At 37.5% G+C, this 25,919-nt stretch carries 24 protein-coding genes; 11 read left to right on the plus strand and 13 right to left on the minus strand.

Translation table 11 applies throughout. The annotated features are described in order from the left end of the window. Positions 1-60: 60 nt before the first annotated feature. Positions 61-678 carry a YqaA family protein gene (locus BM361_RS11495; protein WP_074978933.1) on the minus strand — a complete coding sequence of 206 codons (618 nt, stop codon included), beginning with the start codon at positions 676-678 and terminating at the stop codon, positions 61-63. Between the two features lie 599 nt (positions 679-1,277). Here BM361_RS11495 and BM361_RS11500 point away from each other — a divergent pair. The 3 genes from BM361_RS11500 to BM361_RS11510 are packed head-to-tail and all read left to right on the plus strand — an operon-like array spanning position 1,278 to position 4,170. Next, positions 1,278-2,792: a helicase HerA-like domain-containing protein gene (locus BM361_RS11500; protein ID WP_394364644.1), complete on the plus strand. Its 1,515-nt coding sequence runs from the start codon at positions 1,278-1,280 to the stop codon at positions 2,790-2,792. Between the two features lie 24 nt (positions 2,793-2,816). Further along, entirely contained in the window at positions 2,817-3,791 is a 975-nt protein-coding gene (locus BM361_RS11505) for a YitT family protein (RefSeq protein ID WP_074978937.1), read from the plus strand. Positions 3,792-3,801: 10 nt separating this feature from the next. Further along, positions 3,802-4,170 carry a cupin domain-containing protein gene (locus BM361_RS11510; protein ID WP_038260957.1) on the plus strand — a complete coding sequence of 123 codons (369 nt, stop codon included), beginning with the start codon at positions 3,802-3,804 and terminating at the stop codon, positions 4,168-4,170. Here BM361_RS11510 and BM361_RS11515 read toward each other — a convergent pair. Continuing rightward, entirely contained in the window at positions 4,167-6,386 is a 2,220-nt protein-coding gene (locus tag BM361_RS11515; protein ID WP_074978939.1) for an FUSC family protein, read from the minus strand. The two genes, BM361_RS11510 and BM361_RS11515, sit on opposite strands and share 4 nt — an antisense overlap. Before the next feature lie 248 nt (positions 6,387-6,634). Here BM361_RS11515 and BM361_RS11520 point away from each other — a divergent pair, with 248 nt between their 5' ends. Further along, the gene (locus BM361_RS11520; RefSeq protein WP_074978940.1) at positions 6,635-8,260 is read left to right on the plus strand and encodes an amidohydrolase; all 1,626 of its coding nucleotides are present in this window, start codon (positions 6,635-6,637) and stop codon (positions 8,258-8,260) included. A gap of 72 nt (positions 8,261-8,332) precedes the next feature. Here BM361_RS11520 and BM361_RS11525 read toward each other — a convergent pair whose 3' ends face one another. Further along, positions 8,333-8,875, minus strand: coding sequence for a DUF2911 domain-containing protein (locus BM361_RS11525; RefSeq protein WP_038260963.1), 543 nt, complete (start codon positions 8,873-8,875; stop codon positions 8,333-8,335). 264 nt (positions 8,876-9,139) lie between these two features. Here BM361_RS11525 and asnB point away from each other — a divergent pair, with 264 nt between their 5' ends. The 5 genes from asnB to secDF all read left to right on the plus strand — a co-directional run bounded on the left by asnB (position 9,140) and on the right by secDF (position 18,214). Continuing rightward, the gene (asnB, locus tag BM361_RS11530) at positions 9,140-10,810 is read left to right on the plus strand and encodes an asparagine synthase B (protein WP_074978942.1); all 1,671 of its coding nucleotides are present in this window, start codon (positions 9,140-9,142) and stop codon (positions 10,808-10,810) included. Between the two features lie 177 nt (positions 10,811-10,987). Continuing rightward, positions 10,988-12,928, plus strand: a complete 1,941-nt coding sequence (gyrB, locus tag BM361_RS11535; RefSeq protein ID WP_038260966.1) for a DNA topoisomerase (ATP-hydrolyzing) subunit B — start codon at positions 10,988-10,990, stop codon at positions 12,926-12,928. A gap of 82 nt (positions 12,929-13,010) precedes the next feature. Beyond that, positions 13,011-14,018, plus strand: coding sequence for a DUF6588 family protein (locus BM361_RS11540; protein ID WP_074978943.1), 1,008 nt, complete (start codon positions 13,011-13,013; stop codon positions 14,016-14,018). Positions 14,019-14,155: 137 nt separating this feature from the next. Then, a complete protein-coding gene (gene mdh, locus BM361_RS11545) occupies positions 14,156-15,091 on the plus strand; it encodes a malate dehydrogenase (RefSeq protein WP_038260970.1) in 936 nt (311 codons plus the stop codon). A gap of 144 nt (positions 15,092-15,235) precedes the next feature. Further along, a complete protein-coding gene (secDF, locus tag BM361_RS11550) occupies positions 15,236-18,214 on the plus strand; it encodes a protein translocase subunit SecDF (RefSeq protein ID WP_038260972.1) in 2,979 nt (992 codons plus the stop codon). A 53-nt stretch (positions 18,215-18,267) separates the two neighbouring features. On the opposite strand, the gene BM361_RS11555 is transcribed toward secDF, so the two are convergent. Then, a complete protein-coding gene (locus tag BM361_RS11555) occupies positions 18,268-19,725 on the minus strand; it encodes an SDR family oxidoreductase (RefSeq protein ID WP_074978945.1) in 1,458 nt (485 codons plus the stop codon). A gap of 182 nt (positions 19,726-19,907) precedes the next feature. Between BM361_RS11555 and BM361_RS11560 the strand changes: the two genes are divergently transcribed. Beyond that, entirely contained in the window at positions 19,908-20,879 is a 972-nt protein-coding gene (locus BM361_RS11560; protein ID WP_074978947.1) for a metallophosphoesterase family protein, read from the plus strand. Between the two features lie 84 nt (positions 20,880-20,963). Here the strand turns inward: BM361_RS11560 and BM361_RS11565 are convergent, their stop codons facing one another. From BM361_RS11565 to BM361_RS11600, 8 genes are all read right to left on the minus strand, one after another. Next, positions 20,964-21,461 (minus strand): MepB family protein, encoded by a 498-nt coding sequence (locus BM361_RS11565; RefSeq protein ID WP_074978949.1) that lies wholly within the window; start codon positions 21,459-21,461, stop codon positions 20,964-20,966. Between the two features lie 4 nt (positions 21,462-21,465). Continuing rightward, positions 21,466-22,113 (minus strand): hypothetical protein, encoded by a 648-nt coding sequence (locus tag BM361_RS11570; protein WP_074978950.1) that lies wholly within the window; start codon positions 22,111-22,113, stop codon positions 21,466-21,468. Between the two features lie 111 nt (positions 22,114-22,224). Then, positions 22,225-22,770, minus strand: a complete 546-nt coding sequence (locus BM361_RS11575) for a pyridoxamine 5'-phosphate oxidase family protein (protein WP_074978952.1) — start codon at positions 22,768-22,770, stop codon at positions 22,225-22,227. Positions 22,771-22,802: 32 nt separating this feature from the next. Next, positions 22,803-23,345 (minus strand): GNAT family N-acetyltransferase, encoded by a 543-nt coding sequence (locus BM361_RS11580; protein WP_083425933.1) that lies wholly within the window; start codon positions 23,343-23,345, stop codon positions 22,803-22,805. Positions 23,346-23,357: 12 nt separating this feature from the next. Further along, positions 23,358-23,705: a 5-carboxymethyl-2-hydroxymuconate Delta-isomerase gene (locus BM361_RS11585; RefSeq protein ID WP_074979061.1), complete on the minus strand. Its 348-nt coding sequence runs from the start codon at positions 23,703-23,705 to the stop codon at positions 23,358-23,360. Between the two features lie 82 nt (positions 23,706-23,787). Further along, positions 23,788-24,303: a flavodoxin family protein gene (locus tag BM361_RS11590; RefSeq protein WP_254785816.1), complete on the minus strand. Its 516-nt coding sequence runs from the start codon at positions 24,301-24,303 to the stop codon at positions 23,788-23,790. 73 nt (positions 24,304-24,376) lie between these two features. After that, the gene (locus BM361_RS11595) at positions 24,377-24,700 is read right to left on the minus strand and encodes a winged helix-turn-helix transcriptional regulator (RefSeq protein ID WP_074978956.1); all 324 of its coding nucleotides are present in this window, start codon (positions 24,698-24,700) and stop codon (positions 24,377-24,379) included. Between the two features lie 11 nt (positions 24,701-24,711). Then, entirely contained in the window at positions 24,712-25,098 is a 387-nt protein-coding gene (locus tag BM361_RS11600; protein ID WP_074978957.1) for a hypothetical protein, read from the minus strand. Between the two features lie 150 nt (positions 25,099-25,248). Here BM361_RS11600 and BM361_RS11605 point away from each other — a divergent pair, with 150 nt between their 5' ends. After that, complete coding sequence (locus BM361_RS11605) at positions 25,249-25,761, plus strand: adenine phosphoribosyltransferase (RefSeq protein ID WP_074978959.1); 513 nt, start codon at positions 25,249-25,251, stop codon at positions 25,759-25,761. Here BM361_RS11605 and BM361_RS11610 read toward each other — a convergent pair. Further along, on the minus strand, positions 25,758-25,910 hold the full coding sequence (locus tag BM361_RS11610; RefSeq protein ID WP_038260991.1) for a hypothetical protein: 153 nt from the start codon (positions 25,908-25,910) through the stop codon (positions 25,758-25,760). The two genes, BM361_RS11605 and BM361_RS11610, sit on opposite strands and share 4 nt — an antisense overlap. Positions 25,911-25,919 lie beyond the last annotated feature (9 nt).

The raw sequence follows: 25,919 nt of genomic DNA on the forward strand, positions 1-25,919 counted from the left end.
AATCATGCGGCAAAGATAGTGATAGTTTATACTTTAGTACTTAAACACAGTAGTTTATTTCTATACCACATTAAATATTACCAATGCGTATAAGGCGAACCTTAGAAATCTTAAAGTACCATAAAGCGTAACATATCTGAAAGGGAAACTAATGATGCCCGCTGCAACGCAGGTTATAGAAAACGGAATCGGTAGAAGCGCTCCTACAATGATTAGAAATCCGCCCCATTTAGCTGTGTTTTTCAAATGCTTTTGCATTTTAACTTCCAGATAGCGATGGACAGAAGGTATTTTAGTAATAGCAACACCGATGAAATAAGAAATCAAACCTCCGATATAGGAAAGAACGGCTAAAATAGAAAGGAATAAGATCGGTTTAGCGGTTTTCCCAGCCCAGGCAATAAATATCTCAGGGGGTATTAAACCTAATAATGACTCTGAAACAAAGAAAATAGTGAACACCCCTTCCGGAGGAAGTGTTTGTGTCATTTCTTTGAAAAAAGTATTAAGGTCAAAAATAAAATAATCGATGGCAAAAATGGCACCAATAACCAAGGCAATAGGTAACAATGCTTTTTTTACACTTTTCCATACAAATTCGTAAAAACCTGTATATTGGTAATATTGGTGTAATAACTTAGCCTTCGATTTTTTTCTTTTTACGTTTGTTCTTTCCATGCAAAAAATTCAAGCAATCTTTTTGAATAGGTCCCAAAAATAGGGCAACAAAGATAGTTATAGTTTTTCGCAGAACATACCGCTTTAACTTTATTTTATAGAGCTTTAACACTATGCATTCCTTATGTTTAAGTGGCAATTGTATGATTCTTTGTCAAAGAGCAAGAAACCAGGTTGGTAATATCGTGGAATTTGTTGACGAAGATTTTCAGGAATTCGATGGTATTGATTTTAATAACAACTTCTCAGGCTTTAGATGATGTTTGAGTATTGGTGTGTCTCCCTGTTCTCGTTCTGAATGCGTTATGCAAGTTCATCGGAGCTCCAATTTGTATTGATATACAAGGAACGTACCTTAAGCTGGCCAGACAATATTTTTTTGAATTGCTATTTTTTTCTCCAGGTTCAAATGAAATAAAGATCCTTTAATTTTTAGTGTATTGAAAGGAGTGGTTTTTTGATTTGAGGTTGCCATTTTTGTTTTTAAATCTCATTGAATAAGGGCTTTAGTGGTGAATGATAGGTGTTGATTTTTTCGTTGCCTGTGAATTTTCAATCTTGAATAAAATTACCTTATTTTTATAGAAAATTAAATATCAGTGAAGAACAATTCTTTTTTTGATCATATAGAACAGGGATATACCACTAAAGGGGAATTTATTACTTTAGGGTCTGCCATGTACCAGGGTGAAACTGTTTCCAATGCTTTTGTGAAAATACCTCTAAAAACCTTAAACAGGCACGGCTTAATCGCAGGTGCTACTGGTACTGGAAAAACCAAAAGCCTGCAGGTAATGGCTGAAAACCTCTCTGAAAAAGGAATACCGGTTTTGTTGATGGATCTTAAAGGTGATTTAAGTGGTCTGGCTCAATCTGGAGAGGAAAAAAGTTTTATTACAGAACGGCATGAAAAGATAGGAATGCCCTATACACCTCAGCCTTTTCCAGTCGAATTGTTTACACTTTCTGAGCAAAATGGCGTGAGATTGAGGGCTACAGTTTCGGAATTTGGTCCCGTGCTTTTGTCGAGAATTTTAGATCTGTCAGATACGCAACAGGGGATATTGGCGGTAGTTTTTAAATATTGTGATGATCATAAGTTACCACTCTTGGACCTGAAGGATTTAAAAAAAGTGCTCCAGTATGCTACTGGTGATGGCCGAGATGATTTTCAGGAAACGTACGGACGGGTTTCTACCGCTTCTACGGGGGCTATAATGAGAAAGATTATAGCTTTGGAACAGCAAGGTGCTGAGTTTTTCTTTGGTGAAAAATCTTTTGATGTAAATGATCTGTGCAGGGTAGATGAGCAGGGTAGAGGGTTTATTAACATAGTGCGTTTAACTGATATCCAAGACCGCCCTACCTTATTTTCTACCTTTATGTTGAGTCTTCTGGCAGAAATTTATGATACATTTCCGGAACAGGGAGACGCCGACAGACCAGAACTGATATTTTTTATCGATGAGGCACATCTTATATTTAAGGAAGCTTCCGATGCTTTACTGGATCAAATAGAAAGTATTGTTAAATTAATACGTTCAAAAGGAATCGGACTCTATTTTGTGACTCAAAACCCTACTGATGTACCGGAAGAGGTGTTGGCGCAATTAGGATTGAAGGTTCAACATGCTTTAAGGGCATTTACGGCTAAAGATCGTAAGGCTATAAAATTAGCTGCTCAAAATTACCCTGAGACAGATTTTTATGAAACCGAAGAGATATTAACAAGTTTAGGTATAGGTGAAGCTTTGGTAACGGCTTTAGATGAAAAAGGTCGACCTACTCCTTTGGCTGCAACTATGATGCGGGCACCGATGAGCAGGATGGATGTATTAAATGATACAGAGTTGAAAGCAGTCCTTGAAAAGTCAACGCTTATTCCAAAGTATAATGAGGTGGTCGATCGCGAGAGTGCCTATGAGCTGCTCAATGAAAAGATAGCGAAAGCCACACAAGAAGAAGCTCAACAAGAAGCAAAGGAAGCTCAGAAAAAAAGAGCTCGAGCTTCGAGCAGGTCTTCTTCCGGGATGAATCCTATTTTAAAAGTGCTTACAAGTGCTACTTTTATTCGCGGGGTGTTTGGAATTTTGAATAAGGTAATGAAAAAATAAAAGTGTATATAACACATATTCCTGATGAATATAGTCTCTCAATTTTTATATATAAAAAGAGCAAAGGATCGTTTAAAAGCGAAGACGGGTCAAACTGAGTTTTCCAAGAGAGAACTCGTAGGAGAAGTACGTGCGCTTCAGGTAGAATTTGCACATGCCGTTAAAGAGGTGCTCTTTATCATTATTGGTGTTTTTTCAGCTGGTTTTGGATTGAACGGTTTTTTGCTCCCTAATCAATTTATCGATGGAGGAGCTACAGGAATCTCCTTATTGTTACAAGTGATTTCTAATTTTTCTTTAGGAATATTGTTATTGATTGTGAATTTGCCATTTCTCATCTTAGGAGCTAAGACGATAAGCAAAAAGTTCGCGATTAAAAGTATACTTGCAATTATGGCATTGGCCATTGTAGTCCACTTTGTACCGTATCCGACCATTACGGACGACAAGCTGTTAATTGCTGTTTTTGGTGGTTTTTTTCTGGGACTTGGAATTGGAATGGCTATGAGAGGAGGCGGTGTGATTGATGGTACAGAAGTTTTGGCTATTTACTTAAGCAGAAAGCTGCATCTTACTGTGGGGGATGTGTTGTTGATTATTAATATTATTATTTTCTCCGTTGGGGCCTACTTGCTTTCTGTCGAGACAGCACTATATGCCATATTGACTTATCTGGCTGCAGCTAAAACAGTCGATTTTGTAGTGGATGGTGTCGAGGAGTATATTGGGGTAACCATAGTTTCAGGGAAAAGTGAGGAAATAAGAATAATGTTAACCGAAAAAATGGGGAGGGCATGTACAATCTACCAGGGAAGAAGAGGGTATAGTAAATATGGAGAAGAACGTATAGCGACCGAAATCATTTACACAGTTGTAACTCGATTGGAGTTAGCAAGATTAAGTACTGAAATTGATAAAATTGATAAAAAAGCTTTTGTGGTCATGGATATTGTCAAAGATATTAAAGGCGGAATGATCAAGAAAAAGCCGTTAAAGTAAGATTGGGATTATGACCAGGAAATATACAGTACAAAAGTCACCATTTGTAGTCCCGACTACAGATGGTAAGCTCATTGAAGAACATTTTGGAGCAGCTTCTAAAGGTGGTGAGCAATTAAGTATAGCGCATATGATAGCACCACCAAAGTGGAGTGAACCCTTTCAGACCCCTGAGTTTGATGAATATACCTATGTCATAAGGGGTAAAAAACAATTTGTGGTAGATGGGGAAACCATTGTTTTGGAGGCCGGTCAATCCATTAAGATTGAAAAAAATACCCGGGTACAATATTCTAATCCTTTTGATGAGGAATGTGAATATATGGCGATATGTATGCCTGCATTTTCGATTGATAAGGTGAATAGGGAAAATGATTAATTCGTTCCTACCAATTTTTTGAGCTTTTCAGAGAGAGAAAACAGGTATTGTAACAAGTCGATTACCAGATGTGCTTCTTTTAATCTGCTTCTGGTCTCTTCGGTGATGACCAGGTTTCCTAATGAAATTTCTTCTTGTCTTTTCTTTATAAGTTCCGCATAATGAGACTTAATCTGGTTGATAGCCTCTCGGTGTTTGAGGCTGTCAGATGTTGCAATATGATTACCCTTCAGTAATTGAATCGATTCGTTAAGGATTTTAATGATTTCATCAATGTAGTCATTAAAGTCATTCGAGGCTGATGAGGTATGGTGGTTTTGAATATAAGTTCCGATGGCTGCAGTTGATGATAAAAAGGTGTGTTGAATGACTACAGCTTCGTATAATACCATAAAGTTTTTTTGTTTCGATTTAGGTTCCTGAGCCATGCGCTGAAAGGTGGCCATTAAATTACCAATGGCTAAAAATGCTTCCTTTCGCGAAATAACATATGAAGTGCTTTTGCCTTCCTTGTTATTGTAAAGCGACTTTACTTCTTTCAGGTAGTTGATGTTTGATTCAATCGATTTTATAAGGAGGTCATTGTGGTAATAGAACTCCCAGGCTGGCCATAAAGTGTAATTAGCAACGATAGCTAAACCGGCACCGATTAAGGTGTCTATAATACGGTATTGAATAACTTCAAAAGCATTCGGCTGTAAAAGAGCATACACAAAAACGATGTTGAGTGTGATGAAAGTGGCGGACGCTTTGTAATTCTGTTGTATAAAGGAAAATCCCATGGTCATCGAGACCAGGATAATAGCGATGTACACGTAAATATTTTGAGTAAGAACAATAATGGCCACAGCAATGAGTCCTCCAATCAGGGTCCCTGCAATACGTTGTTTCGATCTTTCTTTGGTAAGCCCATAATTTGGCCGCATGATTACAATAATGGTTAAAATAATCCAATAGGCATTTTGTATCGAAAAAAGGCTGCCAATTAAAAATCCAGCTAAAACTGTAATGGTTAAGCGTAAGGAATGTTTAAAAATGGGCGATTTAAACGAAAGATTCTCTTTTAGCGTATTGATGCTATAATCTTGGGGAGTAAGTAATTTTTTATTCGGAGATTTTTGTTCTTTTTCGGTTTGTTTTAAGGTGATGGTCAATACTCTTTTTATATTCTTGATCTTCTCGGCTTGCTGTTCGATGTAATCGTAAAGATTTCGAAGCAGTAATATCTTATCCCGGTTTTGTTCAACATCAACCGAGGCTTTGTAATTTTCGATATCATTATGAGCCGTTGCGAGTAAGGTGTCAAGGTCTGCTCCTCGGATACTGCCATTTTTTTTTGAAATTTTAACTGAAAGGATTTCCAGCTCTATAGCTATATTTTGAGAAATGGCTGCAAAACTTTTAATAATGTTTTTATTGTCTTTTTTAAAGTTTTTATCAATGGTTTTGTAGTTCATCGGGTTGGCGATGGCCAATTCCAGCATATCGATCAGTTCGATAAATACCATTAACTGCTTTTTGATATAATTGGTGGATCCGGATTTAATACGGGCATTGAGTAAAACCGACCTTAAAGACTCGTGCTTTTCGTTTAATTCTGTTTGTAATTGAAATAGTTTTTTTAAAAGCTCTTTTCTTTCACTATCATCTACAAGAATTAATTCAGCTCTTGTATTGAGATAGTCTGCAGTTAATCTCATTACCTCCGAAAGAAGTTGCATGCTGAACTGAGTCGGATTTATGAGTGAATAGGCTGTTGATAATAACAAGTACCATAGTCCTCCTAAGGCAGTAACTCCTGCGTGTAAAATAATATCATGGCCCGTTCTTAAATGAGCCATGCTTATTGCTATGGCCAGGAGGCCTGACAGCGATACCAGAGATGCTCTGAAACCATAAACTGAAATATAAGCATAGAAGAAGACCAGGACAAGCAGCGTTATACTGATCAGGATGTAATTCTGGTACGTAAGGTTGATTAAAATGATATTAATCACTGCAAAAATAATCGCAGCAAGAACTCCGTAAAGTTTGTGTTTCGTGTTACCCGGGATGTCGGGAACCGAGGTTAGTAAAACTCCAAACGCCAATGAGGCTCCCATTTCAATTTTACCAGCAAAATAGCTTATAGCAATAGCCGTAACCGCAGCTAAAGTAATTAGTAGGCCTTTGGCGAATTGAAAGCTTTTGAAAAATTGGGTTACTTCCTTTAGCATTATGATCTCTTAGCTTTACAAAGTTAAAATACTCTTTCGTTTTAATTCCTATACGATCCCAATAAAGTTGAAGTTATATCGGCATTTCTTGTAAGATTACTGAAACAAAATTAACTTTGGGCAGCTGTTAAAAAAAAGACGTTATATTTACATTACTAAAAGATAAACAGTTTTTTAGTATTAGAAATAACCTGCCTGCTGATAACAGATGTACACTTAAAAAACTAAAACTAACTCAAAAAACAGGGATGAAGAAAATTTGTTTACTCTTTCTCGCATTCGCAATGTCATGTACCAAAAAGGAGAAAATTGACCTTTTAGTTACCAATGCAAATATTTATACTGTGGATTCAGCTTTTAGCAAGGCTGAAGCAATGGCTGTAAAGAACGGTAAAATTATGGCAGTTGGCCTTAACGAAGAGCTTACAGAAATTTATGAAAGTCAAAGAATTTTAGATGCTAAAGGGAAAACCATACTTCCCGGGCTTATAGACGCCCATTGTCATTTTTTTGGTTTGGGGCTTAATCAGCAGATGGTAGACCTTTTAGACACGAAGAGTTATGAAGAGGTGTTGCAAAAGGTTGTTGCTTTTCAGAAGGAAAAACAAAAGGATTTTATTTTCGGAAGGGGATGGGATCAAAATGATTGGGAGGAAAAAATATTCCCGAATAAGGATAGGTTAGATAAGTTGTTTCCTGATACTCCCGTTGTTTTACAGCGGATAGATGGACACGCATATCTGGTAAATCAAAAGGCCTTAGATCTTGCCGGAATAACAAAGGAAACTAAAGTTTCAGGAGGAGAGATCGTGATTGAGGATGGAGCCCTTACCGGAGTTTTAATAGACAATCCAATGGCTATGATCGATGCGATTGTACCGGATATTAGCAGAGCAGACCAGGCAAAAGCTTTGCTGGATGCCCAAGCGTTATGTTTGGATTTTGGATTGACCACAGTGAGTGATGCTGGACTTGACAGAGAGGTTATTGAGTTGATTGATAGTATGCAGCAACAAGGAGATCTAAAAATGAGAGTTTATGCCATGGTAAGTAATAATAAAGAAAACCTTGATTTTTATTTGCCTAAAGGAATTATTAAAACGGACCATCTCAATGTAAGATCAGTAAAGGTTTATGGAGATGGAGCCTTGGGCTCAAGAGGAGCAGCCTTGAAAGAGGAGTATTCGGACAAACACCATCATTTTGGAGCTATGGTTACTTCCGTGGACGAAATTCATGACCTGGCAACACGAATTGCTGCTTCTGATTATCAAATGAATACACATGCTATAGGAGACTCCGCTAATGCAGTCGTTTTGAAAGCTTATGAGGCTGCTTTAACAGGAAAATCAGATCGACGCTGGCGAATTGAACATGCCCAGGTAATCGATGGAGAGGATTTTAATTATTTTAGTAAAGGGATTATACCATCGGTACAGCCTACACATGCCACAAGTGATATGTATTGGGCTGAGGATAGGTTGGGAGAAGATCGGATTGAGAGGGCTTATGCATATAAAACGCTTTTGAATAAATCTGGGGTACTTGCTTTAGGTACTGATTTTCCGGTAGAGAAAGTGAGCCCGTTTTTAACTTTTTATGCGGCCGTAGCTCGCAAGGATCTTGAGGATTATCCTAAAAACGGATTTCAAACCAAAGATGCATTAACAAGAGAAGAAACCCTGAAAGGGATGACCATATGGGCCGCTTTTGCGAATTTTGAAGAGCAAGAGAAAGGTAGTTTGGAGCCTGGTAAATTTGCAGATTTTATTATCCTTGACAAGGATATTATGCAAGTTCCTATAGAGGAGGTTCCTGATCTGCAAGTAGAGCATACCTATTTAGGAGGGGAGTTGATGCCGAAAAAAGAATAGTGTTGCTAAGTAGCATATTGATATAAAAAAGCACCTCATTGAGGTGCTTTTTTATTTTTAAATCTGAAAGATCTACAGGCCAAATGGGATGGCTACTCTGGTAGTGTCCCAACCTAAAACCATATCGATTTTATTGTCATCTTCTTTTTTAAATGCAATGGAGAAAGCTTCCAAAGATTCGTTGCCCTGAGCCACAGGTACTGTAATTCTGGCAACATCATTGGCTTCCTTGTACGAATAGGCTCCCCAAACATCTGTATCATTGTTTAGGATGATCGTCCAGTCGTTAGCTCCAGGAATGGTGTACAAGGTGTAGGTTCCAGCTTTTACTGGTTTGTCTCCAAACATAACATCCTGGTAAAATCGAATTTCCGTAGCTTCGTTAGCTCCTGTTCTCCAAACTTTTTCAAAAGGAACTAAATTCCCAAAGACACTTCGTCCTTTCATCAGCGGTCTTGAATAGATAACTTTGATACTGGGCGCTGCATTGCGATCAGTTTTGTAGTATGCAATGTCTGCAACACTCTTGTCAATTCCGCTAAATTTCTGAGCACTAATTTCGTTGAAAGCTAATAAAGCCGTAAATAGTGTGATTACTAAGGTTAGTTTTTTCATTTGTAGTTAATTTTATTTAAGACAATAAAGGTAATTAGTTAAAATGGTTTCTTCCTATAGTGGTTTAGTTAATGTTTTTTTAAAAAAGGAGACTTACAAATTGTAATAGGTTGTAGCATGATTTAATGTTTGAAGTTTCTTTTTGTGTGTAATCGCGTATGTTTAGTTTTTAATAGTAACTCATAATGATGTTTTGGTTTTTAAATTGAAACTATAATCTAATATTTGCCTTGTAATTATAAATGATATAAAAGCAATATTGATATGTGTGGAATTGTTTGTGCATTCGATTTAAAAGAGCAAGCGGAGGTTCTAAGACCTCAATTGTTAGAAATGAGTAAAAAATTACGTCATAGAGGTCCTGATTGGAGTGGGATATATAGTAATGATAAGGCAGTTATGGCGCATGAGCGTTTGGCTATCGTTGATCCCGCATCAGGAGGTCAACCGCTCCTTAGTGAAGATGAGAAGTTTGTTTTGGCGGCCAATGGTGAGATTTATAACCATAGAGAGCTGCGTAAGCAATTTGAAGGTAGATACAATTTTCAGACACAGTCTGATTGTGAGGTGATCCTTGCTTTATATCAGGAGAAGGGGCCAGGATTTATCGATGAGATGAATGGTATTTTTGGGTTCGCTCTATACGATGTTGATAAAGATGAATATTTTGTGGCCAGAGATCATATGGGGATCATTCCGCTCTATATTGGTTGGGACCAAAATGGAACTTTCTATGTGGCTTCTGAATTGAAAGCTTTAGAAGGAATTTGTACTAAAATTGAAATTTTTCCTCCGGGACATTACCTGCACAGTTCAGATGGTGAGTTGAAACGTTGGTATACTCGCGACTGGACCGAATTTGAAACGGTTAAGGAGGCAGAGACAAGTATAGAAAAGGTTCGTCAGGCATTGGAGGATGCAGTTCACAGACAATTAATGAGCGACGTTCCATATGGGGTGCTTCTTTCAGGAGGATTGGATTCTTCTGTGACTTCGGCAATAGCAAAAAAATATTCCGAAAAAAGAATTGAAAGTGATGATACAGATCAGGCTTGGTGGCCTCGACTGCATTCTTTCTCTGTAGGTTTGGAAGGTTCACCTGATTTGGCTGCGGCTAAAAAGGTTGCCGATCATATCGGAACTGTACATCATGAAATTAAATTCACGATACAGGAAGGTCTGGATGCCATAAAAGATGTGATCTATCATTTGGAGACCTACGATATTACAACTGTCAGGGCTTCTACTCCAATGTATTTAATGGCAAGAGTAATTAAGTCGATGGGGATTAAAATGGTCTTATCGGGTGAAGGAGCTGATGAGCTGTTTGGAGGGTATCTGTATTTCCATAAAGCACCTACCGCTAAAGATTTTCACGATGAAACAGTTCGTAAGTTAGATAAGCTTTATCAGTATGATTGCTTGAGGGCTAACAAGTCTTTGGCAGCATGGGGAATTGAAGGTCGTGTGCCGTTCTTGGATAAAGAGTTTATTGATGTAGCAATGAGTATTAACCCTCAGGATAAAATGATAAATGGAGAGCGCATGGAAAAATGGGTTATCCGAAAGGCGTTTGAGTCCTATATTCCTGAAAGTGTTGCCTGGAGACAAAAGGAGCAATTTTCTGATGGAGTTGGGTATAGCTGGATAGATACCTTGAAAGAATTAGTGGAAGCCGAGGTTTCGGATGAGCAGCTGGCCAATGCTAAATTCAGATTCCCGATCCAGACGCCAAGATCGAAAGAAGAATATTACTATCGCACAATATTTGCTGAACACTTTCCTTCTGATACGGCTGCTTTAACAGTGCCTTCAGTGCCTTCGGTGGCTTGTAGTACACCAATTGCACTAGAGTGGGATGAAGCATTTAAGAACATGAACGAGCCTTCTGGAAGAGCAATTAGCAATGTTCATACTGATGCCTACGTGAGTTAAATTGTAGAATGTCTGATATAGTTTTAAAGGCGCCGTATTCTTACGGCGCTTTTTTTGTTGAGTTTTCACAAGTTTTTGTTAATAACTTGGAAGGTTTTATGTTTTTCATAACCTTGTTTTCACCTATAGTTTGCTATATTTGTCTGTTGCGCAAAATGTTTAAAAAACATCGAATTTATGAGTGAAGAAGTAACTAAAAAACAGTATTCGGCCGATAGTATACAGGCGTTAGAAGGTATAGAGCACGTTCGTATGCGTCCTTCAATGTATATTGGTGATGTTGGTCCGCGAGGTTTACACCATTTAGTATATGAGGTTGTCGATAACTCGATAGATGAGGCATTGGCCGGACATTGTGATACCATTAGAGTAACTATAAATGAGGATAATTCTATTACCGTTGAGGATAACGGTCGTGGGATCCCTGTAGATATACATAAAAAGGAAGGCGTGTCGGCACTGGAGGTTGTAATGACTAAAATTGGTGCCGGTGGTAAGTTTGATAAAGATTCATATAAAGTATCCGGTGGTTTACACGGTGTAGGTGTATCTTGTGTGAATGCTTTGTCAGATCACCTGAAGGCTACGGTGTATCGAGATGGCAAGATATGGGAGCAGGAGTATGAAAGAGGGAAGTCTGTATACCCGGTCAAAGCGGTAGGAGAGACTGATTTACGAGGTACTGTAGTAACTTTTCAGCCTGATGCTTCAATATTTCAGCAGACCACAGAGTACAATTATGATACATTGGCCTCGCGTATGCGCGAATTGGCTTATCTGAATAAAGGAATCAAAATAACCCTGACGGATAAACGTCATACCAACGAAAAGGGTGAGTTTGAAGGTGAAGAATTTCATTCGGAAGAAGGGTTAAAAGAATTTATTCGATTCCTCGATGGAAATCGTGAATCGATCATTGCAGATGTAGTTTCAATGGAAGGAGAGAAAAATGGTATACCTGTAGAGGTTGCCATGGTTTACAATTCTTCTTTTAGTGAAAACCTGCATTCTTATGTTAACAATATTAATACCCATGAGGGTGGTACACATTTATCTGGATTTAGGAGAGGTTTAACCACTACGTTAAAGAAATATGCCGATAACTCCGGGATGCTGGATAAACTAAAGTTTGACATTGCTGGTGATGATTTTAGAGAGGGGTTGACGGCAATTGTTTCAGTAAAAGTTGCTGAACCGCAATTTGAAGGTCAGACCAAAACCAAATTGGGTAATAGAGAGGTGACTTCGGCAGTTTCTCAGGCTGTGTCTGAAATGCTGGAGAATTATCTCGAAGAGCATCCGAATGATGCCAAGACTATCGTGCAAAAAGTTATTATGGCGGCGCAGGCACGTCATGCCGCCCGTAAGGCGCGTGAAATGGTGCAGCGTAAAACCGTAATGAGTGGTGGTGGTCTTCCAGGTAAATTATCGGATTGTTCAGAGACAGACCCTGAAAAATGCGAAATCTTTCTTGTCGAGGGAGACTCGGCAGGTGGAACTGCTAAACAAGGGCGAGATCGAAATTTTCAGGCTATTCTTCCATTGAGGGGTAAAATTCTGAATGTTGAAAAGGCAATGCATCACAAGGTTTTTGAGAATGAAGAGATCAAAAATATTTTTACTGCTTTAGGGGTAACTATAGGAACCGAAGAAGATAGTAAAGCATTGAATCTGGAAAAGCTTCGCTATCATAAAGTGGTTATCATGTGTGATGCGGATGTCGATGGTTCTCACATTGCAACCTTAATTTTGACCTTCTTCTTCAGGTATATGAAAGAACTTATTGAAAATGGTCACGTATATATTGCAACTCCTCCGTTGTATTTAGTTAAAAAAGGAGCAAAAAAGACCTATGCCTGGAGTGATAAAGAACGCGATAGATTAGCTCAGGAGTTTGGAGGTTCGGTGAATATTCAACGTTATAAGGGTCTTGGAGAGATGAACGCAGAGCAATTGTGGGACACGACCATGAATCCTGAGTTTAGAACTCTTCGTCAGGTAACCATTGATAATGGTTCTGAAGCCGACAGAATATTCTCAATGTTGATGGGAGATGAGGTACCACCTCGTAGAGAATTTATTGAAAAAAATGCAGCTTATGCTAATATTGATGCATAAGAAATAACATAAAATTGTTGTAAAAAACTCACGAGAACTCTCGTGAGTTTTTTTATTTTAGCCATCCCAAATCAAAACAATTATGAAGAAAATTCTATCTATTGCCTTTATGTGTGCAGGGCTATTTACGAGCGCACAACAAAACATTAATGATTTGCTAGCAGCCGGTATCGATGATGCCGAACGTTATACCAACGATTATTTAGCTCCTGCTGCCGAAGGGTTAATGTACGGAATGAACAACGGTTGGTTCAACTCTGCAGAAGTAAAACCATTCTTAGGATTTGAGATTTCTTTAATTGGAAACGCAAGTCCGATTAAGGATAATAAAAAGTCTTTCACTTTAGATACCTCACAATATGAAAACCTACAGTTTGTCGATGGCAGTGTGAGTAAAGAAGTTGCTACAGCTTTAGGAGACCTTCAGGGAATAGAGGTGTTTGTTGACGGAGGCCAACCGGGTACTTTTGACGACGCTGTTTTCGAACTACCTTCTGGTTTGTCGGCAGAAAACATTGATTTTATTCCCACAGCAATGTTGCAGGCAAGTGTAGGACTTATAAAACATACGGAGGTGAAAGTTCGATTATTGCCTAAAACCTCCTATGACGACGCTTCCCTGGCCTATTATGGCTTTGGGTTGCAGCATGAGTTATCGGAATGGTTGCCGGGTAATAATTTGATGCCGGTAGCGATTTCAGGTTTAATAGCGTATTCTCATCTAAATGGTGAATATGACTTTACGGATACCCAAATCGTCGATGGAGAAAATCAGCGCTTTGAAACCAAAGCGGATACCTGGGTTTTTAATTTGATCGCTTCAACCAAATTACCGGTGATAAATTTTTATGGAAGTGTAGGGTATTTGACTGGTAAATCGAATACGGATATTTTAGGAACCTATGTGGTTGAGCAAGGGCCTTTACAATCAGAAACTGTAGTGGATCCATTCTCAATAGCAAAAAGCGCATCAGGAGTTAAAGCCACACTCGGTACGAAGCTGAAAATTAGCTTTTTCCGCATTAACGCAGATTATACTTTTGGGGAGTTCGATAGTTTCAATCTGGGGATTAATTTTGGATTCAGGTAAAAGAAGAAATTATAACAAAGTTTAAATAAAAGGAGTCCAAAAGACTCCTTTTTTCATGCTATAAACTATGGATAATCAATAAATTTAACGAACTTTGCTACCGTTTTTAAAAATTATCAAATAATAAAATATATCATATGAAAGTTACAGTAGTAGGTGCAGGTGCCGTTGGAGCAAGTTGTGCTGAATATATTGCGATTAAAGATTTTGCTTCAGAAGTTGTTTTAGTAGATATTAAAGAAGGCGTTGCCGAAGGGAAGGCAATGGACCTTATGCAGACAGCTTCATTGAATGGTTTTGATACCAAAATTACAGGTTCTACAAATGATTATTCTAAAACAGCAGATAGTGATATTGCTGTAATTACAAGTGGTATTCCTCGTAAACCTGGTATGACGCGTGAAGAGCTTATCGGTATTAATGCTGGTATTGTAAAATCAGTTACTGAAAGTCTTTTAGCGCATTCTCCGAATGCAATTATTATTGTGGTTAGTAATCCGATGGATACTATGACCTATTTAGCGCATAAAGTTACAGACCTTCCAAAGAATCGTATCATTGGAATGGGAGGTGCTTTAGACAGTGCACGATTCAAGTATAGATTGGCAGAAGCCTTGGGGGCTCCAATTTCTGATGTTGACGGAATGGTGATCGGAGGTCATAGTGATACCGGAATGATTCCTTTAACGCGTTTGGCGACAAGAAACAGTGTTCCTGTTTCTAAATTCCTTTCTGAAGAGCGTTTAAATCAGGTAATGGAAGATACTAAAGTAGGTGGTGCTACCCTGACTAAATTGTTAGGAACCAGTGCTTGGTATGCACCAGGAGCTGCTGTTTCAGCAATGGTTCAGGCAATTGCTTGTGATCAGAAGAAAATGTTCCCTTGCTCATGTTTCTTAGAAGGAGAGTATGGACTGAATGATATTTCTATTGGAGTTCCTGCTATTATCGGTAGAAACGGTATTGAAGAAATCGTAGAGATCGAGCTGGATGAAGCAGAAAAAGCGAAGTTAACTTCAAGCGCCGAAGCAGTAAGTAAAACGAACGGAGCATTAAGTGATATTTTGAAATAATGCTTACAATACTTTCAAAAAAATCCTGCTGAATTGTTTTCATGCAGGATTTTTTGTATAGTAACCTTAAAATAAATTGGTTTATCATCGTGTAAATTTTATATTTGCTCGTTTTTAAAATTTGACTATTAAATAAAATTTAGGATGCAAAACAAGGGACTTATTAGGCTTTTTGCTATTTTATTTGGTATCGTAAGTATCTATCAACTATCATTTACTTTCGTTATCAATAAAGTAGAAGGAGAAGCCGAAGATTTTGCTGTGAACAAAATTACTTCTGATGAAGATAATTACGTAGCAAAAAGAGAGGCAGAGGAAGCAAGTTATTTAGATTCTATTGGCAATCAAACCGTTTATAATATCGGAGTTGCTAGCTTTACTTACAACGAAGCTAAGGAAAAGGAGCTAAACAAAGGACTCGATCTTAAAGGTGGAATTAACGTAATTCTTCAGATTTCTGTAAAGGATATCTTGAAAGGATTAGCTAATAACTCTAAAGATCCGGTTTTTAATAAAGCCTTAGACGAGGCTAGCGAAGCTTCAAAAAATAGCCAGGATACTTATATTGACTTATTCTTCGAAAAATTCACTGAAGTTTCAGCCGGAAGTACCAAGTTAGCTTCCCCGGATATATTTGCAAACAAAGCGTTAAGCAATGATATCAACTTCCAGATGACAGATGAGGAAGCTCGTCCCGTTATCCGCAGAAAAGTAGACGAATCTATTACATCTGCTTTTGAGGTTCTTCGTAAGCGTATTGATAAGTTTGGTGTTACGCAACCAAACATTCAGCGTTTAGGGAACTCTGGTAGAATTTTAGTAGAGTTACCGGGTGCTAAGGATATCGATCGTGTTAAAGGTTTATTACAGAGTACTGCACAGTTAGAATTCTGGGAAACATTTAAGGCAGACCAGGTATTACCTTATTTAGTTACTGCAGACGAAATACTTAAAGGTATTGTCGATACTGATAAAACAGTAGCTGAGCCGGAGCAGGAAGAAACTGAAATAGACTCATTACTTTCAGATATCGCTACAGATTCTTTAGACGTAGCACAATCAAACCCGTTATTGAGCTTAATGGTACAGCCAGGTTTCCAGGGAAGCCCGGTGGTTGCTACCTTCGCTTTAAAAGATACGGCAGAGGTAAACGGATACCTGAAAATGCCTCAGGTGCAAGCTGCAAGACCAACCGAATTGCAGACTGCTAAACTAGTTTGGGGTAAGCCTGCAAAAGATTCTGAGGTTATTGAATTATATGCTTTAAAATCTAACAGAGAGGGGATCCCTCCATTAAGTGGTAGTGTTATTACTGATGCTTCACAAAGTTATGATTTAGGAAACAGACCATCAGTTTCTATGCAAATGGATGGTAAAGGAGCAAGAATATGGGAAGAGCTTACAGGAAAAGCTTTCAGAGAGCAAGGAAATATTGCTATTGTTCTTGATAATATCGTTTATTCTGCACCTGGTGTAAGTAGTGGGCCAATTAGCGGAGGTAACTCTGAAATATCAGGTGACTTTACCCTGAATGAGGCAATTGACTTAGCAAACGTGTTAAGAGCAGGTAAATTACCAGCATCAGCAGATATTATTTCGTCTGCGGTGGTTGGACCATCACTAGGTCATGAAGCAATTAGCAGTGGTATGATGTCGTTCATCATTGCGATGATTATTGTGCTTATCTGGATGATCTTCTATTATGGTAAGGCGGGTATCTTCTCAGACATCGCTCTGTCATTCAATATATTGTTAATTTTTGGTGTCCTTGCAGGGCTCGGAGCCGTATTAACATTACCTGGTATTGCCGGTATTGTATTAACAATAGGTATGGCGGTCGATGCCAACGTAATTATATATGAACGTATTAAAGAAGAGGTCTTAAAAGGTAAAGGCAAGAAACAAGCAATAGATGATGGTTTCAAAAATGCATTGTCTTCAATTCTCGATGCTAATATTACAACAGGTCTTACCGCTTTAATATTATTGGTTTTTGGAACCGGACCAATTCAAGGTTTTGCAACTACCTTATTAATAGGTATTGTTACATCACTATTTACAGCCATTTTTGTAACGCGTTTACTTATCGAGTGGTATACTGAGAAGAAAGGAAAATCTCTAGATTTCTATACCGGAGCAACTAAGAACCTGTTTAAAAATGTGAATATTGATTTCTTGTCAAAACGTAAGGTAGCTTATATTGTTTCAGGAATTGCATTGGTAGTAAGTTTAGGATCTTTATTCAGTTTAGGTCTTAACCAAGGTGTAGACTTTGTTGGAGGACGTTCTTATCAGGTTCGTTTCGAACACCCCGTAAACCCTTCTGAAATAGATTCAGAATTAGATGCTGTTTTCGGAAGTACAGAAGTAAAAACATTTGGTGGAGCAAATCAGATTAAGGTTACTACAAAATATAAAGTTGACGAAGAAGCAACCGAAGTTGATCAGGAAATTCAACAGAAATTATATGATGCATTGCAAAAATACTTACCTGAAGGAACTACTTATGAGCAGTTCTTAGGTGGAAGTGAAGATGCTAAGATTGGTATACTTCAGTCAATTAAGGTAGGGCCAACCATTGCGGATGATATTAAGAAAAATGCAGTTTGGGCAATTCTAGGATCGTTGGCAATTGTATTTATGTATATATTATTGCGTTTCAGCAGATGGCAGTTCTCTTTAGGTGCTGTAGCTGCAGTATTCCACGATGTGATCATTGTATTGGGTATATTCTCATTAACCTATAAGTTTATGCCTTTCAATATGGAGATCGATCAGGCTTTCATTGCGGCAATACTTACCGTAATTGGTTACTCCCTGAATGATACCGTAATTATCTTTGATAGAATTAGAGAGGTAATTAGCGAAAAGGGCTGGAGTGCTGGTGATAATGTGAATTCAGCATTAAACAGTACTTTAGGAAGAACCTTGAATACGTCAATGACCACCTTGGTGGTAATGATCACTATATTTATTTTCGGAGGTGAATCGTTAAGAGGATTTATGTTCGCTATGATTATAGGTATTGGAGTTGGTACATATTCATCATTGTTTATTGCAACACCAGTCATGTATGATACTTTAAAAAAGTCAATAACTGACGGAAAGAAGAAAGAGAATTAAATAGATTTCTAATCATACAAAAAAGGCCCTTTGTTTCTTCAAAGGGCCTTTTTTTATGTAGCTTGCTCCTGTTTAACCATTGTTGAATCTTCCTCACTTTTAGTGATGCCGTTCAGGAGTCCCTTAAATACGAAAGCATGAAAAGGCAAGACACTATACCAATACAAACGACCGCCAAGTCCTTTAGGTCTGAAGGTAGCTGTTTGAATTAACGTATTGCCTTGCGTTTTAAACTCTAACCATGCCTCTCCCGGCAATTTCATTTCGGCAAATAATAATAAACGACCTTCTTCTTTATTCGCATAGAGGACACGCCAAAAATCGAGCGCATCTCCAGCTTCTAGGTCTGTTTCATTAGTTCTCCCTCGTCTGAGTCCCACACCCCCTACCAGCTTATCCATAAATCCTCTTAACTTCCAAAGTTTATTGCCATAATACCAACCATTTTTACCGCCCAATTTCCAGAGCTTTTCAATACATTCTTTACGATCTTTAAAAGACTGGCTTCTTTTATCGACGAAACATCCATATTGTGGTACATTGATAAAGTCGGAAATATTAAAATTGAGTCTGCCGCTGATTAATGAATCCTTCCAGCTGGAAACTATTTCGTTACTGTCAATTTTAGCAAAGGCCTTTTCTAAAGCTCTTTGGTAACTAATAGGCGTGATATTTAGTATTTTGTTTAAATCGTCATTTCTGCATATAACTTCAACTTTCATACTGTTAACCAGGGCAACAGCTAATTTGTATGAGGTAGAGGTGACAAAGTATAGCCAATACGAAGACAGCCTCGGTGTCATTACAGGAACTGTCCATATGTATCGTTTTAAACCCCGTACTTTGGCATATCCAAGAAGCATATTTTTATAGGAAAGGATGTCAGTGCCCCCTATATCAAAGTTCTTATTGAACGTTTTTTCATTACCTAAGGTTAAACTCAAAAACTTAAGTACATCAGAGATGCCTATTGGTTGACACTTTGTTTGTACCCATTTTGGAGTTATCATTGCCGGAAGTTTTTCTGTTAAATCACGTATGATCTCAAAAGAAGCACTACCCGATCCAATAATTATTCCAGCTCGCAAGGTGGTGAAATTATAATTTCCTTTAGCTAATTCATCCTCTACATTTTTACGTGAGGTGAGGTGTTTCGATAACTCTTCTTCATTGATAATACCACTCAGATAGATTACATGTTTTACCGAGGTATGATTTATAACCTCTCTAAAGTTAATGGCTGATGCTTTCTCCAGAGCAACATAATCATCTGCTACAGACATAGAATGTACCAGGTAATAAGCGGCATCAATGTCTGTTGGTATGTTACCTAACGTTTCCGGCTCCAGCAAATCAAATTCAGCAATTTCAATGGCTTCTAATACGGATGTTGGTGGTTGAAAACGGGCTTTATCCCGGACGCCGCAAACAACGGTATGCCCTTGGGCTATTAATACAGGGAGTAGTCGTTTCCCAATGTAACCCGTAGCACCAGTTAATAATACCTTCATAAACCACCTTTTCTATAAAGTTACTAAAAAACCGAGTGAATTAAAGAGATATCTGTTTTGTATCTGGCAGGATGCTTTTTTAGGATGCGTTAAAAATATCGTTATTTAAATATGTCAGGTTTTTATTTTTTATATATATTTAAAAAAAGTTTACAAATAGGAAATTATATAAAATTAATATTATGAATGACAGAAGAGCCTTTCTTAAGGGGGCATTAGCCACAAGTATTGTGATTTCACTACCATCGGCGGCATTTAGCTTATTTGATAAAGGAAATAAGGCCCTTAGAGTTGGTATGATTACGGATTTACATGAAGATATAATGCATGATGGTTTGTTGCGTATGGAGGCTTTTCTTAAGGTGATGAAGCGTAAAAAACCGGATGCATTGATACAGTTAGGAGATTTTGCCTATCCGGGAGATAAGAATAAGGAAGTAATAGAACTTTTTAATAATGCACATCCAAATACCTTACATGTGATCGGAAATCACGATATGGATGCCGGATATACCAGGGAACAATGTGTAGATTATTGGGGAATGCCAGATCGCTTTTATGTCAGAAAAATTAATGGGGTCAGTTTTGTGGTCCTGGATGGTAATGACAAAGGGTCTCCAGTACATAAAGGTGGTTATGCTTCTTATATAAATGAAATGCAATACCAATGGTTGGAACAGCAATTAGAGCAAATTGATGGTCCTGTCGTGATCGTTTCGCATCAACCCTTGGCCGGAGCTTATGCTATTGATAATGCTGAACAAGTTCAAGGATTATTAGCTAAACATTCCGATAAAATATTGGTGGCCGTAAACGGGCATACCCATATAGATGCCCATTTGGAGGTGCAGGGAATTCATTACGTACATATTAATTCAGCTTCGTATTATTGGGTGGGGGGTAAATTTCAACATGATAGTTATGATGAGTCAATTTTAAAGGAACATAAATATATTTCCTATACCTGTCCTTATAAAGAAGCGTTATTTACCTTGATGACAATCGACCCAAAAAGTCGAACCATTTCATTCTCAGGTAAAACCAGCAGGTGGGTTGGTGAAAGTCCGGAAGAATTAGGGTTTGAAGGATATGAAAATGCAATCCCGGGAAAAGAAATTGTTCCGGAAATCAGAAAAAGAGAAATAAAGAGCTAGCCTGGCATGATCAATAGAGACTTTTCTTTTAATCCGGAGCTTCCTGTTTAATAAGGACTATTGCTTTATAATTAATGCGAGGTTTTAATGTGGTTTAGCTAATAGGTTTTGGATTTTGTGAGAATTGCTATCCTGGTCCATATTGAAAAAATACTGTAGTTGCCATTGCTGGGTTTTGATTGCCTGTTTAGAAGACGTCGTATCCCAGGGTGGGTAGACCCTAAAGCCTCTTTTGCCTTCTTTTTGGTCAGTGCCAATGATTCCTTTTTGTAATAAAATTATTTTTGGGAATATGAATTGTCCTGATTGATTTCCGTTTTGCGTCGTAATCATATAAAAATCTATGGCATCACTTTCATGCAATGGTTCAGTAATACCTTCATTATTGCGTTTCCAGCAGGTTACAAATTGTCCGACCTTTTTAGGGGTTGTTTTTGCTTTCCTGTAAAGAATGCGATGATGGTTTAACTTAAATTGACAGGCATTGTATTCTTTGCTTTCAGTTTCAGTTATAAATTCAGAGATGTAAAGCTCAGATGGGGTATAAACCTCATTGATAATTATTACTAATTCGGGAGGCATATTTTTAATTGTTTAGGTCAGATTGATCTAATGATCTGCTTGGGGTTGGGTCGTTTTCTTTAATTCGTTTACGACATTTTTGCTCAATATCGAATACCTTATTTATTTGAGAAATATAGATGATATCCGGTACAAACTGTTCACTTTTGTTTTTACCACGTTTCATTTTTCCGGTTCTTAACTCCATTTCGATATTTCCATAATTTCCTTTATTACTAACTCTCATGTTGCCGGAAAATTGCTCCCAGTCTTTAATGGTGGTATTGCCTCTTCTATATTTGATGAATCGGGTAGGGGTGCCCACAAAGTAGCCACCTTTTTGCAGGAGTTGAACAATGGCTGCAATTAACAGGAAGATGCCAACAACAACAAACAATCCTATAATAAGACTGGGTGCCAGGATGGTTTCCCAGTTTTCTAAACTTCCTGTTACCGGAATGTCATTTTGTTTAAAATGAACTTCTTTTCCTTGTATAATCGGTACGATAAAAGCAATCACAAAAATACTTATGAAAACATTCCAAAAGCCTGCAAATGCTAATAGAGTAAGTCCTTTTCTTCTGGGGAAGTTCTTTTTACTCTTAACTATAAAATCAGTAGGCTCAGACCCTATAATTGTTCTTAAATCTTTTGGAATGGCATTTCTGTTCATAAAGTAAAGATACTAAGAATGATTTAAGCCGATCTGAATGGAGCTACTCAAATATTGGAATGGATGAACAGGGGAATGAAAAATCGAAAAGCATCGTATTACAAATGGACGTTAATCGTTTAAAATCTTAGTTTCAAATCCATCAATACTTTCAGTATTTTTTGCTTCCCAATATGCTTCAATTCCTGTTGATCCTTTTTCTTTAGCCCATTCCGTAAGTGTGGTACGCTCCTCCTTAAAGTCCATTAAAGGAACTCCAAATCCGCAAGAAGTTTGCACCAGATCTACTTCCATTTCTATGATTTGTCTGGAACCATCGTTGTGGTCAAAAAGGGTAATATATTCATGGAATTTTTCATCTCTCTTATGAAAGATTTTAGCGGTTCCGTATAGTCTTAAAATTAGTGGAGGGCCTTCAAAAGCACAAAACATGATAGTCATCCGTTGGTTCTTTAAAAGGTGGGCCGCCGTTTCATTACCACTACCGGTAAGATTGAGCCACACAATTTTATTTTCGTTTATAACCCTAAAGGAGTCTGTGCCTTTGGGAGAAATGTTTACCCTTCCTTCATCAGCTGCAGTTCCCACAAAAAATACTTTTTGCGATTCTATAAACTTTTTAAGTCGGGGTTTTATACTGTCTAATTTTCGTCCCATTGTTTTTGATAAAATTGATAATTATAAAGATATTACTTTTTAATTTTTTTAACCATCGTATACATTCCCCGGTATTCATCTTTCATAAATTCAGAATTAAACTTAAAATGGTTTACGATTTCAAATTCCATTTTTTGGTAAAAGTTAAGAGCAGCTTGTTGGGTGTCCATAGCCTCTAACCAGAGTATAGTCTCTTGCTGAGAGCAAAATTCTTTTTCTACCCATTGAATGAGTTGTTTTCCGATTCCCTTACCTTGTACTGAAGGAGAAAGGTATATGCGTTGAAGTTTTACGCTCTTTATATCATTACATTCATGTAGAGCCTCGTTAAGTAAAACTCTTAAAATACCAATAGCTTCCGATCCGTACCAAATTAAATAGTATTTAGAATTAGGGTTAGCTAACTCTTTTTTAAAATTTTCCGGATTGTATAATAAATTTAGATAGCGCTCACCCTCATCTGGCCATAAATGCTTATATACAGGCGGGTAAATTTGTTTCATAAGTTGAAACAATTGCCGATGATCTTGTGTGCGAAGTGTTGAAAGCTTTAGAATGTCTGTTAAATACTTCATGAAACGCTTTAACTATTCCACCATACTTTTATTGCAATACCCGGATTTATCAAAATCTCTGATGTTTATAGAAATAATGGGTGTTTCCGGGAACATTTCTTTTAATGCTTTTACAATACTTCTTGATAAATTATTTTTTTGTTCCTCAGTACGCCCTTCCATGATATTGCCAAATACATGAATAAAGTCCTTGGTGTCTCCTCCCACATTGTAATAGATGTAAGGATTAATGCGGACTTTGATGTCACCCTTAGCAAACAGGTTCGTGGCATCAGTGGTGTTGTAAACGGTTTCAATAATAGCTTCTGGACGTTGATGTTCAATTATAGGTTGCGAACACTCAATAATAAAATGAGGCATGATCGTTATGTTTTTATTAATTCCTAAGATAAAAATACTGCCTTTACCTTGAAGAATAACTACCAATGTTATTTAAGTAATGTTAAATTTTAAGCTCCCTGGCGAACTTTTCTAATCCGCCTTTCACTTGTGGCGGGATCTCCTCATCAGCAATCCAGGTATGTATGTTTCCTAAATATTCCATGCCTAAATATTTGGCACTTTCTTCAAAAGGCATCGTGAATCCTTTTTTTAATTCGGCATCCGATCCACAGCTTAAAACAGCCATGTTTTTGCCTTTTAATTGCTTTCCGATTGATTTTTCTGTTTTCAGGCAATCCGTAATACGATCGAAAAAGTTTTTCATGATCCCGCTCATGGTATACCAATAGATAGGGGTTGCGAAGATTATAGTGTCGTATTTGGTAACAATCTCTTTTATGGTAGGTATGAAATCATCATTCTTGTACCTGTAGTCATAATGGTAAGGATGAATGTTTTTGGTATTTAGGTCGACAACCTCAAAACCAAAGTTGTTTTGTAAAAAAGAGGTCATCCGATTGGTGTTCCCATTACTTCTCGAGCTTCCCTGGATAATAACTGTTTTCTTGTTCATCATGTGTCTTTTTAATTATGAGAACAAAGGTATGTGGAGCCGTTTTAGCAAACAATAAGGGGCAAATTATGCCCCATTATAAGTTTTCTCCAAATTCAGTAAGTGATTCAAATACAATAACTAATTTCGATCCTAAAGGTGTGATGCTATATTCAGTTCTCTTTGGGTATACATCAAAATCTTTCTTATGTATGAGCCCGTCGTTCAACATTTCTCCCAGCTGTTGGGTTAAAGCTCTTTTGGAAGCTTCCGGTAAGCCTTGTTGAATATCTTTTAATCGTAGATTATGTTGAAGTAGTGTACTTAAAATGGCAGGCTTCCATTTGCCTGAAATAACATGTAAGGCTTTTTCAATGGCGCAGTCATTTTTTAAGGGCGTTTTTCGCTGGTAAGTACTCATACTTTTTGTGTTTACGGATACTCATTATTTAACATCCAATCTATAGCCGCTTCTTCTGTGTTAAAGGTTTTGAGGATATAATGTTTTGGGGTGTGTTCTATGACAAAAGGGACAACCGTATTTTTAGGGGTGTCGACAAGGACAGCAAACTTTTTGCCACCAAACTGATCTTCTCTTGTATCGAAATAAGCAATGATTTTTTTATGGTCAGCTAAATTTACATTTAAATTGGCATCTCTGTAATCTAATATAAAGCCATTAACGTCTTTTGGAATGAGGTTGTTTTTAATAGCCAGATTCCAGGATTCAAAAATGTCTTCGATACTGATATTACCGTAGTGGGCTCGATAAAGAATTCGAGTGTTTGGGTCGTAGTAATATTTGTATTTTTCATTCATAGCTGTAAAAATATAAAACTATGTACTGTCAATCGTTAAAATTTTGCATTTTTCACTGATATGGAACTCAGTGGTTTTAAAGTCATCACCAGAATACGTATTTAAGCTGAATTCGTTTTTTCATACTTTGGTATTTTGTTATTTTTAGGCATGAATTTAGAACAATACATCCGCGATATTCCAGATTTTCCAAAACCAGGTGTGGTTTTTAAGGATATCACTCCTTTGTTAAACGACTGTGATGCTTATAATTATACAGTAGGACAGCTTTTAAAGCTTATAGGAGACCAGAAGATCGATAAGGTTATCGGAGTAGAGAGTAGAGGTTTTTTCTTTGGCATGTTATTGGCACAAAATCTTAAAGCAGGGTTTATACCGGTACGGAAGCCGAATAAATTACCTCATAAAACACTGGCCCAATCCTACGATCTCGAATATGGATCAGATGCTGTAGAAATACATGCCGATGCGATTCATAAAGGAGATAAAATTTTAATACATGATGATGTGCTAGCCACCGGTGGAACTGCTGGTGCAGTATGTCAATTAGTAAAAGAGCTGGGAGGTGAAATTGTTCAATGCAACTTTTTAATGGAACTTACATTTTTAAATGGGAGGGAGAAACTTGACGGTCATCCTGTCGCTTCTTTACTGAAGTATTAATCAAGTGCATTTTTTGTTACGTAGGCACGCCAACCTATAATAGCCAATTGCCACTTTTTAGCCTTGCTCACATCGAGTCGCTGTTTGGTAAAAGAGGGGAGTAGCACTTTATTTAATTTTGCCAATGCCTTAAAAAATGCTTTTTTCATAAATAAATA

This window comes from Zhouia amylolytica, from assembly GCF_900116365.1.
GTDB classification, from domain to species: Bacteria; Bacteroidota; Bacteroidia; order Flavobacteriales; family Flavobacteriaceae; genus Zhouia; species Zhouia amylolytica.